Source organism: Pseudoalteromonas sp. NZS11 (assembly GCF_015864765.1).
GTDB classification, from domain to species: domain Bacteria; phylum Pseudomonadota; class Gammaproteobacteria; order Enterobacterales; family Alteromonadaceae; genus Pseudoalteromonas; species Pseudoalteromonas arctica.
The window spans coordinates 139,826-158,706 of sequence record NZ_JADYWP010000006.1; the positions used below are offsets into that span (position 1 = coordinate 139,826).

Consider the following 18,881-nt stretch of genomic DNA (forward strand, 5'->3'; position numbering starts at 1 on the left):
CCACATATTAACAAAATTTAGGGTATAAAAAATACAAATAGTTCCCTCCATAGTCTGAGTTGCAAATATACAGATAAACCAAACGCAAAAAAGCCACGCAATGCGTGGCTTGGTTGGATAAAGCTAAAACTTTACATCATTAGGGCTGTATTATAAAAACGCACCTAATGCTTTAACTTGGTCTAACATGCGGTTTGAGAAACCCCATTCGTTGTCGTACCAAGCCATTACTTTAACTAGATTGCCATCGGCTTTAGTTTGCGTTGCATCAAAGATAGATGACGCTGGGTTATGGTTAAAGTCGATAGAAACAAGCGGAAGCTCATTATATTGTAAAATATCTTTCATTGAACCCGTTGACGCTTCTTTCATGATTGCATTGATTTCTTCTGCGGTCGTATCGCGCTTAGTAATAAACGTAAAATCAACTAAAGATACGTTGATTGTTGGTACACGTACCGACATACCGTCTAATTTACCAGCAAGTTCTGGTAATACTAAACCAACAGCTGCCGCAGCACCTGTTTTAGTTGGGATCATAGATTGAGTTGCACTACGAGCACGGTATAGATCTGGGTGGTATACGTCAGATAGGTTTTGATCATTCGTATAAGAATGAATCGTTGTCATACTCCCCTTTTCAATACCTACTGTGTCGTTAATTGCTTTTGCAAGTGGTGCTAAACAGTTAGTAGTACACGATGCATTTGAGATGATTTGGCTATCAGCGTTGATTACATCGCTGTTTACACCATGAACCACTGTTGCATCCATATCTTTACCTGGAGCAGAAACGATTACTTTTTTAGCACCCGCTGTAATGTGCTTAGCTGCGTCATCACGTTTAGTGAAAAAACCAGTACATTCTAAAACGATATCGACGTTTAGTGCTTTCCACGGTAAATTTGCAGGGTCGCGTTCTTGCGTTAACGTAATTACGTCATCGTCAATTAACATGGTGTTATTTTCAAGTGTTACTTTTTTAGAAAATTGACCATGAACTGAGTCATACTGCGTTAAATGTGCATTAACGTTAGCTGGTGCTAAATCGTTAATTGCTACAATTTTAATTTCGCTGTTTTGAGCTGACTCATAAAGTGCACGTAAAACATTTCTACCGATACGGCCGTAACCGTTAATTGCTACATTAATCATTTTAGACTCCTATTTAAGTTCACTTGCTTGGCGAGCAAGCGCTTCAATTGCTTGCCAGTCTTTATTTTCAATTAGTTGTTTATCTAGCATCCACGTACCACCAACACAAATAACGTTGTTAAGCGCTAAATAGTTCGGTGCAGTTGCTAGGCTAATGCCGCCAGTTGGGCAAAAAGTAATATGTGGTAATGGGCCACCAATTGATTTAAGCATTGCTGTTCCGCCTGCTGCTTCTGCAGGGAAGAATTTTAAATACTTAAAACCATGCGACGCAAGTTGCATAACTTCACTTGCAGTTGCAGCGCCTGGTAAAAATGGTATATCTGATGTTTTAGCCAAAGCAATAAGCTCATCGCTCACACCTGGACTCACCATAAAATCTGCACCTGCGGCAACCGAAAGATCAAAACTTGCTTTATCTACTACCGTACCAGTACCTACATAGGCTTCAGGTACTTCTGCTTTCATCAGCTTTACAGCTTCTGCAGCAATAGGTGTACGTAGTGTTATTTCTAAGGCTTTTAAGCCACCGTTATATAACGCTCTTGCAAGTGGTGCTGCATCTTCTAATTTTTCGATTACAACCACTGGCACTACGGGTGCCGATGCTAAGATTTTTTCAATACTCATTACTTGTTCCTCATTACCCAGTATGGCTAATATTTATTCAAGTCCAAAAGCACTCGCGCCTAAATCGGCACTGCTTACGATATTTCTAAATCCAGTAAATAATTCGCGACCTGTACCAAATGTTGCACTTGGCAGGCTAAGTTCTGCTTCACGTTTAGCAAGTTCTTCGTCGCTAACGTGTACTTTTAATATTCCGTTTGGCGCATCAAGTGTCACTAAATCACCTTCTCGGATTTTAGCAATAATGCCGCCTTCTACTGCCTCTGGTGCTAAGTGAATAGCAGCTGGTACTTTACCTGATGCACCCGACATACGACCGTCAGTAACAATGGCTACTTTAAAGCCTTCATCTTGAAGCGTTGCCATTACTGGCGTTAATTTATGTAGCTCTGGCATCCCTTTCGCTTTAGGGCCTTGCTCTTTTAGCACGGCAATAAAGTCTTGGTTTAATTCGCCACGCGTGTATGCATCTTGCAGAGCACTTTGTGAGCTAAATACTTTTGCAGGAGCAGTAACAACCTGATGTTCGATAGCAACAGCTGACACTTTAATAACAGCTTTACCTAAGTTACCCGTTAGAAGTTGCAGACCACCTTGCTTACTAAAAGGGTTACTCACTGGGCGAAGTACTTCTTCATCATGTGAGTTTGCTGGGCAATCTACCCATTTAACTTTAGTTGGGCCGGTTGAGTTGCTCATGATCAGGCTATCGTCTTTATCCAAACGAGGTTCTGTCATGTAAGGTGCTAAACCATCGCCTAGCATTGTTTTAACGTCTGTGTGTAAGTAACCAGCGCTTGCTAGCTCTCGCATTAAGAAACCCATACCGCCAGCTGCTTGGAAGTGGTTTACATCTGCAGAGCCGTTAGGGTAAATACGTGTAAGTAGTGGTACAACTTCTGATAAATCAGACATATCTTTCCACGTAACCTGAATGCCGGCAGCTTTTGCTATCGCAACAATATGAATTGCATGGTTAGTAGAACCACCTGTAGAAAGCAGGCCTACTAAACCGTTTATAATCGTTTTTTCGCTGATCACATCGGCCAAACACGGGCTTTCTTTATCATCTGTAAGCTGCTTAAGCATAGTTTCTACAGCATTACCTGTAAGACCATCACGAAGCTCAGTGTAAGGATTAATAAACGAACTACCAGGAAGGTGTAAGCCCATTATTTCCATTAACATTTGGTTTGAGTTTGCAGTACCGTAAAACGTACAAGTACCTGCGCTGTGGTAAGACGCGCTTTCAGCCTCTAATAAGTCTTCGCGACTTACTAAACCTTGTGCAAATTTTTGACGAATACGTGCTTTTTCTTTATTAGGAATACCTGACTGCATTGGACCTGCTGGTAAAAAGAACACAGGTAAATGACCAAACGACAATGCACCAATTAATAAACCCGGGACGATTTTGTCGCAAACGCCTAAACAAAAAACGCCATCAAACACATCGTGAGAAAGCGATATTGCCGTAGACATAGCAATTACATCACGAGAAAAAAGCGAAAGTTCCATGCCGTCACGCCCTTGCGTAACACCATCACACATTGCAGGAACGCCACCAGCAACTTGTGCTGTAGCATCGTATTTGGTAGCAATGTCTTTAATTAAATCTGGGTAGTCTTTGTATGGCACATGAGCCGATAGCATATCGTTATATGAGTTGATAATAGCAAGATTTGGCTGCTCATCAGCCTTTAAGCGCGCTTTGTCATCACTGCTACATGCAGCCATAACATGGGCTATATTTCCGCAACCTAAACCGGCACGAACTCTTGTTTGTTTTTTTGCGTGCGAAATACGTTCTAAATAATCTTGACGGGTATTTTTACTGCGTTCGATAACGCGCTGGGTAACTTCTTGAATACGAGGATGTAACATAATTTAACTCATCTCTATTAGTTAGAGGATAAAGGCTCAGTAGCAACTACAGACTCCACGTAAATAACTGTACTGAGCATCTTTGATTTACCCGTTCAAAGGTACGCTACCAGGGAGCCTCTCACAACAGCCCTGACACCGGTGTCACTGTATTAACGCATAGCAATGACACCGGTGTCAACCCCGGGTAACAAAAATAGTTTAATATTTTAACATGACCGAATAATGACCTAATTGATTTTTAGGCACAAAGTATATTTTAGCAAGTTCAGAGCAAAAAAAAGCCCGAATAAGCGTCACTCATATTCGGGCTACTGTGAAAGTGTTTTTAACTCACTATTTTATCGCAGAGGTAGACTCGCGTGTAATCAAGCGTGACTCAAGCGTTACCTGATACGGCTGTTCTTGCGGTTGAGCTATGTGTGAAATAAGTTGAGTTACGGCTTGTTTAGTCATTTCTTCAACGGGCTGTGCAATAGTCGTTAAACCAGGCCAAATATGACGTGCAATGGGTGCATTATCAAAGCCGGCTATTGAAATGTCATCAGGCACTTTTAATTGGCGCTGGGTAGCTAATTTTAATACCGCTGCCGCCATGTAATCGTTTGATGCAAATACAGCTGTTGGCCTAGGAGATAAATCTAAAATACTGCGTGCACTATCTACACCTGAGTGATAACTAAAGTTACCCTCCTCTACCAAGCGCTCATCAAACTCTATTCCATGGCTTGCAAGTGAACGCCTGTAGCCTTTAAAGCGTTGTTGAGTGGCACTGTGATCCGGGTGCCCTTTAATAAACGCTATAGATTTATGCCCAAGGCTAATTAGATGCTCAGTAATTTCAAATGCGCCTTGCTCATCATTACTACGAACTGAAATAGAATCATCTTGAAGTAAAGCTGACGCAACTCTTGCGTAAGGGATTTTTTTAGATTTTAAAAAAGCAACAAGCTCAGCAAAATCACCAAAAGGAGGTGTTAGCACTATGCCATCTAATCGAGAAGTCTGTAGTAATTGCTCAATATTATTTATAAGGGCTTCACCACGAAACTCACAAGGATGTATCAATAAATTATAGTTATTTTCTTTACATGCTTCTAAAGCACCCGTTTGCACGCGAGTAATGTAGCTTTTACTCGGGTTATCGTAAAGACACCCAATAATAAAGCTACGATTTTGTGCAAGGCCTCGTGCAATTGGATTTGGGGTGTAATCGAGTTCTTTAAATACCGCAAGCACCTTTTCTCGGGTTGCAGCACTAACATTAGGCTCGTTATTCAAAACGCGTGATACGGTTTTTTTAGAAACACCAGCATGACTTGCCACACTGTTTATTGTTACTTTTTTCATCACTCTATTTTTCCAAATGCGAACAAGGAAAGCTCCTTATTTGCTGTTGTGCAAACACGCTGCGGCACCAATTAGTGGAATATTATCTTGTGTTACAAGTATTACAGGAATTTGCCCTGCGTATTGCGACATAATACCCTTTTGCGAAAATCGTTCAACAAAACGGCTCTCTAGAAGTCTTGCTTGCATACGAGGCAGTATTCCACCGCCAATAAATAGTCCGCCTAAAGCGCCGTAAACAACGGCTAAATCGCCAGCTACACTGCCGATCCAATCACAAAATTGATTAAGAGTTGCATCGCACACAACACATTCACCGCTATTTGCTAGGCTACTTATTTGCGCAGCATCTAAATTTTTAGCTGTTACACCCTTAACCGCAGACATCGCTTTGTATAAATGCGTTATGCCAGGGCCTGAAAATACAGTTTCAATAGAAACATGGGGATGATCTTTACGTAATTCATTTAATAGTAAAGTATCGAGTTCATTAACAGGTGCAAGCGATATATGCCCCCCTTCTGAACTTAAAACAGCGGTAGATTGCGACGTTCTAACTAAGCACGCGGCACCAAAACCTGTACCGGGACCTATAACACCAATGTTTGCATTATCATCAGCTTGACCTGATTTAACAATGACATTTTGTTTAGGATCTAAGTAAGGAGCCGCATATGCAAAAGCAGCAAAATCGTTAATGACTTCTAGTTGCTGTAAATCAAAATGAGTTTTAAATTCACTAACACTAAAATGCCAACCTAAATTGGTTAAATGTACCTGCCCAGCTTTTATTGGACCTGCAACGGCTAAACATGCGCGTTTGGGTGTAATATGCGAGACTGTTTGTAAATATTGCTCAAGCGCACTTTCAAGTGAACCAAAATTAGCACTAGGAAAAATATTAATGTGCTCTATTACAAATTGGTTAGTGTGCTCATTAAAAGCAGTTATTAAAGCAAAGCGGGCATTGGTGCCGCCAACATCAGCAACTAAGATGGGATCAAATTGGGCAGAAGAGTTTAGGCTCATAGTATTATCTCTTTTGTTAAGCGACTCGTGCTTATTATTTTACAATGGTATACCATTGTTATTTATACTTTGAGCTATCACCTCAAAGTAGCTATCACAGTAAAAAATGCTGCCTATAAAATATATAAACAGCGAATACGTTTTGACAACAAAATGATAAAACATTTATATTATGACACCGGTGTCAGCCGTTTATCAATAAAAATATACGTTAATTCACAAAAAGCTTGAAATTATTCATTAATAACCGAAAATGGCACAATTATTTATCAAATTAATTAAGTTGTAACAATGAAAGGTAAAGCCACCTCATTTGATATTGCCCACTATGCAGGGGTATCTCAATCAACTGTATCTCGCGCTTTACGTAACAGCCATCTTGTTAATGAAGAAACACGTAAACGTGTTTTCGATATAGCTAAAAAGCTTAATTATAAAGTTGATAAAAATGCCAGCAACTTGCGTACACAACAAAGCAGCACACTTGCATTACTTCTTTTCGAAGACCCTACCTCTGATGAGTCACAAATTAATCCTTTCTTTTTAGCCATGCTTGGCAGCATTACCCGTGCTTGCGCTAAAGAAGGTTACGATTTATTAGTATCATTTCAATCGGCCAGTGCTGATTGGCAAGCAGACTATGAAGATAGCCACAGAGCCGATGGTATTATTTTACTCGGTTATGGCGATTACATTGATTACCAACCAAAATTTAATACCTTACTTGAACAAAACACTAAGTTTGTTTGTTGGGGTGCAACGGTTGATAATCGCCCAGATTTAACTGTTTGTTGTGATAACTACGGTGGCGGTAAGCTCGCCGCTGAGCACTTTATTGCACACAGCAGAACTGATTGCGCTTTTATTGGTGATGCATCTGATCATAGCCCTGAATTCTTTAGTCGCTTTCAGGGTTTTAAAGATGAGCTATTAGCTAACAACGTAAAAATAAACGAACGTAAAATGGCTAATGCTATATCAACTGAAGAATCTGGGTATCACGCCACTCGTTCGCTTATCGCTAATAATATTAAATTTAACGCCTTATTTGCTGCAAGCGACTTAATTGCTATTGGGGCTATACGTGCACTTAAAGAAGCAAATATTAACGTGCCAAAAGATGTTGCGGTAGTCGGCTTTGATAACATAGCCATTGCTAGTTATGTAAACCCACCGCTGACGACGATAGAGCAAAACACCACTGTTGCAGGGCAAATGCTCGTAGAGAACTTATTAAAGCTGATACGTGGTGAAGAAGTACAAAGTACCCTATTAGCTCCTATTCTCATTCCTAGAAGGTCAAGCTGAGCTTATTTTTTAAGCAAACACCGGCTACATCTGTTCACATTCATTTACAAACAATAAAATCATATAATAAACAATAAATTAAAAAAAACACCACCCAAAAAACTATACTTTTTCATCAAAAAAACATCAATTACACATTCCTTAGCAACAGCAAACTGTTAACTGTATTTACTATTTTGTTTCTGTAATGTAAATTTATTGTGCCGCTATAACCTTACTCTGTAACTTTATAGCTTAAATAACAATAATATCTCAGGGATTTACATATGTTTAAAACTAAAGCTCTATCAAATGCAATAAGGTACTCTTTATTGCTAGGCTCTGTAGCCTTAGCGCCTAACGCGCTAGCTCAAGAAAACGACTTGAATTCAGACGTAGAATTAGAAGAAGAAGCACCTGAACGAATAGTTGTAACAGGCTCACGTATAAGAAAAGCTGAATTTTCAAATGCATCACCAATTCAAATTATCAATGGCGACTTATCTCGTGAAATGGGTTTATTTGATGCAGGCTCAATGCTTCAATCGACCAGCCAAGCGGCTGGTGCTCAAATAGATAATACATTTGGTGGTTTTGTACTAGATAACGGTCCGGGCGCTGCAACAATCGGATTTCGTGGTTTAGGTGCTGAACGAACTCTTGTGCTTATTAATGGCCGAAGAATGGCTCCTGCTGGCGTTGGTGGTGCACCAACATCCCCTGATTTAAATTTAATACCTGGCGTAATGATTGAGCGTGTAGAGAATTTATTTGATGGCGCATCAACCGTTTATGGTTCTGATGCGGTAGCGGGTGTAGCTAACGTAATATTGAAAAAAGATGTTGAAGGTTTTATTTTTGATGCATCTTATCGTCAACCTAAAGGTGAAGGCGGTGAAGAAACTGTACTTTCGGGTATGTGGGGCAAAACCATGGATAATGGTTTTATCACTGTAGGCGTTGAATATTCAGAACAAAAATCTCAATCTTTATCTGGTAACCCTTTTGTTAAAGGGTGTGAAGAGCGTATTTGGGAAGCTGAAGATGGCAGTATCGTAACGAGAAACAGTGGCTATGGTCCTGTGGCGAGTGGTGAAGATTCATGTGATATTTTCCCTCTAACAAATCGTATTAGCGTACCTTCTTTCTTTGGTAGTGTTTATTACACTCCTAACTTTACAAACACTGGTATTCCAAACTTCAGCGAATCAACTGTACCATCAAGTCTTGAAGGATTTTTACCTTCATGGGTAGCTGGCGATTTCGATGGCGATGGTATTAATGATGGTGTATTTGTTGATGGTAACGGAGATGGTTTCCGTGACGTTGATTTCCAAGACCCTCTATACGCTTTCCAACAATCTGATTACTACAAAAGTGGTGATTACAGAAGTAAAAATGAACGTATTTCATTAATGCTTAATGGTGAATATAACTTCCAAGATGATAACGATACAACTTTCTACTACGAAGGTTTATATGCGAGTCGTAAATCACCAATTTTTAGCCCTGGTGCACAAATATTTCAACAAGTAGCGGCATCAAACCCATATAACCCTTGTGGAACAAACGGTATTGACTGTTTTGGCGTGTTAGGTGCGGGCCCTGGTGGACCTGAGGCCGTTCAGCCAATCATCAATATTCGTGGTGACCGTGATCAAACTGAAGTTGAAGTTTCACAATATCGTTTAGTTACCGGTGTTACTGGTAATCTTGGTATGTTCGAAAACATTGGTTTAGACAATTGGTACTACGACGCGTCTGTATCGTACAGCGCATCTAAAGGTACTGACCACCGTGTTGGTATTGATGAAGAACGCTTAATTAACTCATTAGAAACCGCTGTTCTTAATGATGATGGTACTGTTACCTGTGGTACCGGTTCTGATGGATGTGTTCCTGTTAATTTATTTGCAGATAGTATTTACCAAGAAGGTGGCGGTACGCTTTCACCTGAAGAAGCGGCCTATTTATTTATTGACCGCGACATCGAAACTAAAGTAAACCAGTTTGTTTTTAATGCATTCATGGGTGGTGACTTCTTCGCACTACCATGGAATAACGAAACTGTTGCAGGTATCGTTGGTATTGAATATCGTCGTGATGAGATTGAATCAAATCCTAATGCAGCAGCATCACAAGGCTTACTATGGGGCTACTTTGCTGACCAAGGCGCTGATGGTTCTCGTAATCTAAAAGAAATATTCACAGAAGTTGACTTCCCTTTACTTAAAGGAGTTAAAGGTGCTGAAGAACTTACATTTACAGCTTCTGGCCGTGTTTCTGAAGAATCTTTCTACGATGCTGAATCAACTTATAGTCTTAAAACTATCTACCGTCCTGTTGATTGGTTTACTCTTCGTGCTACAAAAGGTACTTCTTATAGAGCGCCAAACTTACGTGAACGTTTCTTAAACGGTACGTCTGGTTTTAATACAGTTGCCGATCCATGTGTTGTTCCGGAAGATGCTCGTAATATTGACCCATTGAACCCAGGTTCAGCAGCTACATATAATGCAGCTGAAGAAACACGCGATACAGCGGTACTAAACGCTTGTCAAGCATCAGGTATTGATCCAACTACTCTTGGTTTAGGTCAAGGTGGGACTGATTCATATACTGGAACTTATAGCGCTGAGATTGAAACTGGCGGTACAACTGAACTTAGTGCTGAAACATCAGTGGCTAAAACATACGGTTTTATCTTTGAACAACCGTTCACTGATGCATTTGATTTAACAATGTCATTAACTCGTTTTGATATTGAAGTAACAAATAGTATTGCAGAGCCAAGTGCTTTCTACAGTATTGGTCAGTGTTATTCTGCTGATGGTAATGATGCTTTTTGTAGCCGTATCGGCCGTGACGAAAATGGTCAAATTGATTTAGTTGATGCTAGCTTTATCAATATTGGTTTAATCTCTTCTAAAGGTTTTGATTACAATATCTACTTTGAAACAGATACGGTAATTGCAGAAGAAAACTTAGGTATTACACTAGACCTTCAAGCTACGCGTATGACAGAGCAAGTTTTTGATGTACTTGGTACTATTGATGACAATATGGGTGAGCCAGATTCACCAGAATGGCGCGGTACAGCACGCTTACAACTTAAATATTCTGATTTTAGGTTTAACTGGGAAACACGTTTCATCGGTAAAGGTCGTGAAGATGAAGATGATTTAGGTGAATTCGAAGAAGGTACTGCAGGTTGTCGTGGTTTAACTGACGCAAATGGTGCTCCACTTAAATGTCGCCCTGTTGGTTTCACTGATGACTACTTTGTACATAACATCGGTATGACTTGGTCTAACGATGCGTATAAAGTGAACTTTGGTGTACGTAACGTATTTAATGAAGCTCCACCAAAAGTAGATCCAAATGGTTCTTTCTCAAATACTAACATCCCTCTAGGTGTTGGTTATGATACATCAGGACGTAGCCCATACATCAGTTTTACAGCTTCTTTTTAATTAGAATTGGCTGAGTATATATTCAATCCAGATGGCCTAAAATTTTAGGCCATTTTTTTTGAGGGAATAAAAAATGAAACTTAAAAAAAGAATGTTAGTAGGATTTACCTTACTAAGCCTATCTTCTTTCGCTAATAGCGAAACTGAAGATGCGACACAAGTAAGCAGTATCGATGCTTTCTCAATGTCATCGGCTATCCGTAGTGTTGTAGCATCACCTGATGGTAAGAAGCTTGCTATTTTAAGAGCGACTACCAAAAATGGTGACTATATAATTGAGATAAGAGATCCAAATAACCTAGAAGCAGACCCCGTAAGGTTGGGCGCTGATAAAATGCTGATATCTTCCATCGTATGGTTAAACGATGAAAAAATTGGCGTTATGTTTAGACAAATACTAGAAGATGGAAGTCGCAAATACTGGGTTAATAAGTTTGCAATAACTGATGCTGATGGTAAAGGCGACTGGTTATTACCATTTAAGAAAAAGCGAAATGTTCAATTTAATATAATAAATATACTTCCAGACAAAAAAGATGAAGTACTTGTAGAGGTTGATATTAATAATAACTACATTCCAGATGTAGTGAGATTTAATATTAACACTGGACGAAGCGTTACTGTAATGCGCGGAAATGAAAAAGTATCAGGCTCGTTTGTTTCTGACTACGATGGTGAAATAAGAATAGCCCAAGGTTGGAATAAATCTGATAACGCAATCGATTATTATGCCCGAGATAAAGGCAATGATGATTGGAAAGTAATTAAGCAAGTTAGTCCTAAAAAGCGTGAAAACTTTGAGATATTAGGATTTGCAAAAGGTAATCCTAACGAAGTTTATGTTAACGCCAACTTAGGCGAAAATACGACTGGCATTTATATTTACAATATTAAAACAGGTCAGTATTCTGAACGTCAATTTGGTCTTAAATCTGTAGATACAGACGGTGTTATACTTGATACAGACGGTACTTTACAAGGCTTTCGCTATACAACCAAGCAGCCTAAGTTTTATTTCACAGACCCAAACCTTCAAGCACTTAACGAATCTGTTGCTTCTTTATTTAAAGATAAATTTGTACAAATCATTAGTAGCTCTGATAACGATAACGTATTAGTGGTGAGAGTATCTGCTGACGATAATCCTGGCAGCTATTACATTGTTACTAATAAACAGAAGCTGACTAAAATTGGTGATCGACTTCCGTTTATTGATAAAAGTAAATTAGGATCCGTTAAATATATCTCTTATAAAGCAAGAGATGGACGCAAAATAAAAGCGTATGTAACCATTCCTGCGACTAAAGGTCCTTACCCTGCGATAATACTTCCTCACGGTGGTCCTTGGGTGCGTGACTCTGTTGTATTTGATGACTGGGCGCAGTTACTCGCCTATCATGGTTACGTCGTTATTCAACCAAACTATCGGGGATCTACTGGTTACGGTTTAGAACATTGGATAGCCGGTGATAATAACTGGGGCTTGAAAAAACAAGATGATCTAGACGATGCCGCACAATATTTAATAGATAAAGGCTTAGCGACAAAAGATAAACTCGCTTTATTTGGCTGGAGTTATGGTGGTTACGCTGCATTTGCTGCATCTATGCGTGAAAACAACATATACAAATGTGTTGTTGCCGGTGCCGGGGTAAGTGATTTAAGCCGTATTAATGCAACTCTTAACGAAAATCGCTTTTTAAGTATTTTACAACGCCCTACGATTACAGGTGTCTCTCCTGTAGAGCAAGTAAATAAAGTAAATATTCCTATACTGGTTGTACATGGTGATATCGACAGTCGTGTTCCAGTAAAACACAGTAGAGACTTCGTATCTGAGCTTGAAAAGTACAAAAAAGACTTTAAATATATTGAGCTTGAAGATGCCGATCACTTTTCTGATACGCTTTTCTACGATCATAAAAAAGAATTTTATACCGAGTTGTTATCATGGTTTGATAATAAGTGTGGCCTCAAATAATGTAACTAAAAAGTGACATTCATTTTATTTGAAGAGCATTCTTTTGTTTTAATATTAAGTGAGTACATAACAAAAAGGCTTCTAAATTTATTTAGAAGCCTTTTTTAATAACTACAGCATTTTATACCAATCCGCAATAATACTTAATCATTTTGCGGGGCTAAACGTGTCGCTAACTGCGTTAAAAAATTCTTATTTAGAACAACTAAATAGCGAATTTTTTGCCTAGCTAACAACACGTTTTTCCTGCCTCAAAATAGCTCACTTAATTAAGCGAATTGGTATTATATATTAGTCTTTAAGCGATTCGGCAACCACCGGATAATAGTCCCAAACTTGTTTATCACTGAGTGAGCGTACAAGCTTAATGTATTCTGCATGTGTCCAAGCTAGAGGTGTTGCTGAGTTTGTGCCCTCGCCTAACACATAACCTGCTTTATTTACACCCACGCCATCCCATACTTGCTCAGGTAGCATCATGCCGCTATTAGCAAACTGCTCTAAGCCTTTTACGTAGCTATTTTTAATGTCCGCTTGTTTTGCATCATCTAGCGTATTATTTGCGTTTGCGGCCGCTATTTCATAGTGTCCGCGTTCGCCTGTAAAAAATGGCCATACACGACCACGTTGGCCTGGCGTGTTGCTCCCGCTTTCGGCGTAATTAGTACCTGTGGTTTCATCTTCGCCGTAACCGTCGTTGCCATAACGGCGATAGCCTGCAAATGTGCCGCTACCATCGGTAAAGTTAAAGCTGTATTTAACTTGTAAGTTATCTTCAAGCGTTTCGTCGTCATACTCAGGCAGGGTTTTAACTATACTTGAATCGTTGGCACTTCTTACTCCATAGCGGACTAATTCTAAAAAACCACCGTCTAAAATCTGCTTTTTGTTAAAACCTTCACGGCCATTGTTGGCGTTAATTTTAGTATTAGAGTTAGCGTCGGTGTCTTGACCTATACGAATAAAATACTCGCCATCGGTGCTATCACCTTTTAAATTACCTTCGGTGGTAAACATTTGCGATTCTATATCACTGTTGTACTTTTTAGCCGTTGCTAAATAACGATCTGCATTTTGAGTATCACCACTGAGTGTTGCTATGTCACTGGCTGTTATAAGGCCAGCAACAACGGCAGCCGTTGTAGAGGGAGAATAACCACTTTGCTCTTCCCAGCGCTCTTGCTGTGTTGCGGGTGGAGTGATTTGCATGTCGTTCCATAAAATTTTAGCTCTTCCGCCATCAACTAAAAAGTCAGCTGCCGGTTTTAGCATGCGTGCATACCAATCTTTAAGTTCGTTATCACTTAGTACGTTTGCTTGATGTAACTTCCACGCGAGCATAATTGGCATAGCTGTTTGATCTAGCTGTACCCCTACCCATTCAAGTTCACCATCAACATGTGTTTTTTGTAAAAACCATCCTGTATCACCATTGTTACCGGGGGTTATGCTAGTAACTTGTACTTTTTCAAGGTATTCGAAGGCCGTTTTTGCAGTGGCGGTATCGCCTAAGGCCATAAATGCCATAGCTACTTGATAAAAATCACGAACCCATACCGCTTTGTAACCAGTCGAACCCTCTTTGGCTGAAACAGTTTCACCCCAAGGATTAGAAAGTGAGGCAATGAGCGCACCCGCATTAGTTTTGTCTTCTTGCGCTTTTAGTACCATTGCACTGGTGTAAAGTAGCTTACCGTCATCGGCTGTTTGCTTAACCATTGTATTTAATGGCTCAAGGCTTTGTAAATAATCTTCCCAGCCTAGCGCTTCACCTTTACCGTTGTAGGCATCAAGCACATTTTGATAACCTTTAGATAAGCTCTGTGCACCTTGTTGCTGGCTTTGCTGCTGCGTTTTACCAAAGCTTAGTGCTAAATCAAATGTGGTATTACTATAGATAGTACCAAGCTCTGCCAGCAGAGTGACATTACCGGCCTTATCGCCTGTGTTTGAATATTTTTTGCTTAGTGTGTGTTGTTTTTTAAGTGAGGTGATGCCATCGCTCACACCTGTAAAGCCTACACTTTGCATTTTGAATGACGTAGATGATTGCAACGTTAAAAAATTATCATCTTCCCATGCTACTAAGCCTTGCTCAGTGGTTTTTGCAAAATCACCTAAGCCGTTGTTGTTTATATAAGGATTAACAGCAACATACGCTTTCACGCCTTTAAGTGATGTATTAAAAATACTGCGTACAAACAATGTTTGTCCGTCAGGGTCGGTGAATATGTGTTTTTCGAGGGTAAAACGCCCTTTCTTATCTGTACTTGTTACTTTGTAAGCAAGCGATAGTGGTCTGCCTTTATCGTCTTTATGTAAGTAATCAATTGTAACGTCTAAGTCGTCAGCTTCAGTGACTGTAAAATCTTTACCGGTTACTACAAACTGCATATCTTTAATTTGAGCTTGGTGAATGAGTCCAAACATAGTTTCGGTGATCATACCTTTGGCAATTGAAAACCATACTTTTGATACTTCACCTGTCGCAGCGTTGTTATTATATTGGCCGTTTTGGTATTGCTCAAAAGAAGTACCAATTCCGGTTTTACCCGCGTAAGCCCAATATGGTTCAGCACCTGGTGCGCCAGGAGCTGCTGAAACTGTAGCATCAATATTTTCGTTATTCGTATTTTGTGCACCACAGGCTGTTAAGCCCAAAGTTAAAAGAGCGGTAGTAATAAGGTTATATTTTTTCATTGTGTGACCCTTAGTTTGAATTTTTAACGCGCATTACAGCAATCGCAGCAACAACGAATGATGCAGCACCAATTAATAATGCGTAAATAGGCTGGTTAGAAAATACGTGGCGTAAAATAAGCCCTAAAATACTAGCAGCAAGCAATTGCGGTATAACAATAAAGAAGTTAAAAATACCCATATACACGCCCATTTTATTACTCGGTAGTGCGTTACTTAACATTGCATAAGGAAGCGATAAAATAGAAGCCCATGCAAAGCCAACGCCTATCATTGGAATAAGGAGCATTTTTGGATCTGTTATAAACATAAAGCTCGCAAGGCCCAATGCGCCTAGTAATAAGTTAAAGCAATGTGCGCCTTTTAAGCCCATTTTTTTAACTAAAAATGGAATACACATAGCGGCAATAGCCGCAAAGCCGTTGTAAGCTGCAAATAAAATACCGACCCAATCAGCCCCATCGTTAAAGGCTTTACTTGTTGCATCACTGCTGCCGTAATGAAAGCTTGTTACTGCGGCTGTGGTGTATATCCACATAGCAAACAACGTAAACCAGCTAAAAAACTGCACCCAAGCAAGCTGCTTCATTGCCTCTGGCATGGTAAATACATCTTGTACTACTTGGTAAAAACCGCCTTGTATTTTGTTAGCAGCCTTTAATGCGCTTGCTATCCACTGCACAATACCAAACGCTAGTAAGCCACCAGCAAGTAGGTATAACTCTTTTTCAAGCGATAAACCCATTACTAATGCAAGGGTTGCTAAACCTAGCACCACAAAAATAATGGCACCTTTATTGAAGTTGATATCTACTAATGCGGTGTTAGTCGGTTTGGCAGTGTGGTTTTCAAAAGCAGCTAATTGCTCAGGGCTATATTCTTTGGTTCGCATAACTGTCCAAAGAACTGCGACTAGCAATACGACCCCACCCCAATAAAATGAATATTTAACAGATTCAGGGATTTGCCCTGGCGCAGCGGTATTACTTACATCAAACCAATTGGTCATCATCCATGGTAGCGCTGAGGCTAATACCGCACCAATACCAATAAAAAAGCTTTGTAACCCGTAACCTGTAGCGCGTTGTTTTTCTGGCAGGTTATCGCCTACAAGTGCTCTAAAAGGTTCCATAGTGACATTGATTGAGGCATCCATAATCCATAACATACCTGCAGCAATCCAAAGGGTTGGTGAATGCGGCATGATAAAGAGTGAGATAGTAGTAAGTACCGCCCCTATGAAAAAGAATGGACGACGACGACCAAAACGTCCCCATGTTTTATCACTCCAATAACCAATTATTGGTTGCACTATTAAGCCCGTTAGCGGTGCTGCAACCCATAAAATAGGAATATCATCAACTTGTGCGCCTAGGGTTTGAAAAATACGGCTCACATTGCCGTTTTGTAGTGCAAAACCAAATTGAATACCTAAAAAGCCAAAGCACATATTCCATATTTGCCAAAAACTTAGATTTGGTTTGTTGCTGTCATAATTATTATTTTGATTATTCATGATTAGCCTTATTAGTTAAAACTGCGCTACTAAATGCATCTAGCGAAAGCATAAGCTTTGTAACTTCTTTGTCAGTGATGATCTTTACCGTGTTTTGTTCAAGTAAGTCGTGTAGCGGTTTATTTCGCTCAAAGGTATTTGCTTGCTCTGGTGTTAAATTAATTAATACCGTTTGTGGCTCCTCACTAAAATTACTAAAAACATAAACAGCTTGCTGTCCCAGCGAGCGTACAAAACCAACAACGCGTTCGCTATTGCTAAGTGAAAGCTCTGACATGGTTCCACCTACAACAGCGGGTAAACGATTAAGAGCCATTATTGATTTATAATAATCACGAAGTGATGCTTGCTCGCTCGATAAGTTAGCGCCGTCGAATTTTCCGTTGTTCATCCATGCTTGATGCGCTGGTACACCAATATAGTCAAAAATGCTGGTGCGAGTAGATGTGCCAAAACCTGCGTTTTCAGATCCGTCCTCCCCCACATCTTGGGCAAAATATAATAAAGTAGGTGCGCGACTCATTAAGCTAGAAACTACCATTGCTGGTTTCCCCCAGCGTGCATCACCTGCAAAATCAGGGCTAGCAATGCGTTGTTCGTCGTGATTTTCTAAAAAGTGCAGCATGTGCGCTTCAATATCAGCCACTTGGCTTTGGGCTGCAAAAATAGTATTAGCAGCTTGCTTACCCTGCATAATGGCTTTTAATGTGTCGTAAAAGCCGACTTTGTCATACAAGTAATCCATTTTTCCTTGCTGAATATACGCTCTGTACATTTGTGGGTTGTAAACTTCAGCCAATAAAAACGCATCGGGCTTTTGCATTTTTATTGATGAATTTAAAAAGCTCCAAAATTCAACCGGCACCATTTCGGCCATATCGTACCTAAAACCATCAACGCCTTTGTCGAGCCAGTACAATGTGATATCTCTAAATTTATACCAACTATTAGGAAGCTCTTTATTTTGCCAAAACGCATAATGAGCGCGATAATCTTGGTTTTCTAACTCTTTAGGTAATACAGGAAAGTCATAGCTGCCATCAGGCTTAACGCCATAATTCACTCTTACGGTTTCGTACCAATCGTTAATATCTGGCTTGGGTGCACGCGCACCATTACCCGTCCATTTTGCTGGCGTTTCATCAAAAAAAACGTCAGCTAAAGGGTGAGTATTACCCCCTAAAACTGTATAGCTTTGTGATGTCGGAACCTGAAAAGACTGGCCTGGTACATAATAAAAGTTATTATTTTTATCGTACTCTTTGCTGGTGTCGTCTTGTTCACCAAAGTCTTTTATTCCTTTGGGTTTTGCTACTGATTTATAATTACGAGCCACATGGTTAGGTACAATATCTATAACCACTTTCATGCCATGCTCATGAGTGCGCTCAATCAGATCACTAAACTCACCCATTCTATTGGTCACATTTATGGCTAAATCTGGGTTTACGTCGTAGTAATCTTTTATTGCATAAGGTGAACCTGCACGGCCTTTAACTACATCAGGGTCGTCTTGCGTAATCCCATACTCGGTATAATCGCCCACTAGCGCATGATGTAAAACACCGGTATACCAAACATGGGTCGTACCCAATTCTTTAATACCTTTAAGTGCAGCATCGTTAAAGTCGGCAAATTTACCTACGCCATTTTGCTCTTTTGTACCCCAAGGCACATTCGCGGTCTGTGTGTTACCAAATAAGCGTGTAAATACTTGGTATACAACAGGCTTTGTTAACTCATTTTGCGCCTGTTTAGGGGCTTGCTGTTGTTCGGTTTCATTATTGTCTGAGCACCCACTTGTTATAAGTGCGCTACACAGTAATGCGGGTACATAAACTGATTTTTTCATTGTGTGTCTTTTTGTCAGTAGTGT

11 protein-coding genes are annotated in these 18,881 nt (G+C 39.9%); 3 read left to right on the forward strand and 8 right to left on the reverse strand.

The genetic code is table 11. The features are described from left to right. Positions 1-150: 150 nt before the first annotated feature. The 5 genes from gap to glk all read right to left on the reverse strand — a co-directional run bounded on the left by gap (position 151) and on the right by glk (position 6,048). Positions 151-1,155: a type I glyceraldehyde-3-phosphate dehydrogenase gene (gap, locus tag I6E82_RS14045; RefSeq protein ID WP_007582622.1), complete on the reverse strand. Its 1,005-nt coding sequence runs from the start codon at positions 1,153-1,155 to the stop codon at positions 151-153. A gap of 9 nt (positions 1,156-1,164) precedes the next feature. Continuing rightward, positions 1,165-1,785, reverse strand: a complete 621-nt coding sequence (gene eda / locus I6E82_RS14050; RefSeq protein WP_002959756.1) for a bifunctional 4-hydroxy-2-oxoglutarate aldolase/2-dehydro-3-deoxy-phosphogluconate aldolase — start codon at positions 1,783-1,785, stop codon at positions 1,165-1,167. 33 nt (positions 1,786-1,818) lie between these two features. Beyond that, complete coding sequence (edd, locus tag I6E82_RS14055) at positions 1,819-3,669, reverse strand: phosphogluconate dehydratase (RefSeq protein WP_007582619.1); 1,851 nt, start codon at positions 3,667-3,669, stop codon at positions 1,819-1,821. A gap of 336 nt (positions 3,670-4,005) precedes the next feature. After that, a complete protein-coding gene (locus I6E82_RS14060) occupies positions 4,006-5,019 on the reverse strand; it encodes a LacI family DNA-binding transcriptional regulator (RefSeq protein ID WP_010555045.1) in 1,014 nt (337 codons plus the stop codon). A gap of 36 nt (positions 5,020-5,055) precedes the next feature. Then, positions 5,056-6,048 carry a glucokinase gene (gene glk, locus I6E82_RS14065; RefSeq protein ID WP_197118136.1) on the reverse strand — a complete coding sequence of 331 codons (993 nt, stop codon included), beginning with the start codon at positions 6,046-6,048 and terminating at the stop codon, positions 5,056-5,058. Positions 6,049-6,339: 291 nt separating this feature from the next. Between glk and I6E82_RS14070 the strand changes: the two genes are divergently transcribed. The 3 genes from I6E82_RS14070 (at position 6,340) to I6E82_RS14080 (ending at position 12,789) form a co-directional block, all read left to right on the forward strand. Next, positions 6,340-7,356: a LacI family DNA-binding transcriptional regulator gene (locus tag I6E82_RS14070; RefSeq protein ID WP_007582612.1), complete on the forward strand. Its 1,017-nt coding sequence runs from the start codon at positions 6,340-6,342 to the stop codon at positions 7,354-7,356. A gap of 266 nt (positions 7,357-7,622) precedes the next feature. Further along, positions 7,623-10,808, forward strand: a complete 3,186-nt coding sequence (locus I6E82_RS14075; RefSeq protein WP_197118137.1) for a TonB-dependent receptor — start codon at positions 7,623-7,625, stop codon at positions 10,806-10,808. Between the two features lie 73 nt (positions 10,809-10,881). Then, on the forward strand, positions 10,882-12,789 hold the full coding sequence (locus tag I6E82_RS14080) for an alpha/beta hydrolase family protein (RefSeq protein WP_197110821.1): 1,908 nt from the start codon (positions 10,882-10,884) through the stop codon (positions 12,787-12,789). Positions 12,790-13,080: 291 nt separating this feature from the next. Here I6E82_RS14080 and I6E82_RS14085 read toward each other — a convergent pair whose 3' ends face one another. The 3 genes from I6E82_RS14085 to I6E82_RS14095 are packed head-to-tail and all read right to left on the reverse strand — an operon-like array spanning position 13,081 to position 18,857. Then, positions 13,081-15,489, reverse strand: a complete 2,409-nt coding sequence (locus tag I6E82_RS14085) for a glucan 1,4-alpha-glucosidase (protein WP_197101968.1) — start codon at positions 15,487-15,489, stop codon at positions 13,081-13,083. Between the two features lie 10 nt (positions 15,490-15,499). Continuing rightward, positions 15,500-17,005, reverse strand: coding sequence for an MFS transporter (locus I6E82_RS14090; protein ID WP_010555040.1), 1,506 nt, complete (start codon positions 17,003-17,005; stop codon positions 15,500-15,502). Continuing rightward, complete coding sequence (locus I6E82_RS14095; protein ID WP_197101966.1) at positions 16,998-18,857, reverse strand: alpha-amylase family glycosyl hydrolase; 1,860 nt, start codon at positions 18,855-18,857, stop codon at positions 16,998-17,000. Before I6E82_RS14095 ends, I6E82_RS14090 begins: the two co-directional genes overlap by 8 nt. Positions 18,858-18,881: the final 24 nt, after the last annotated feature.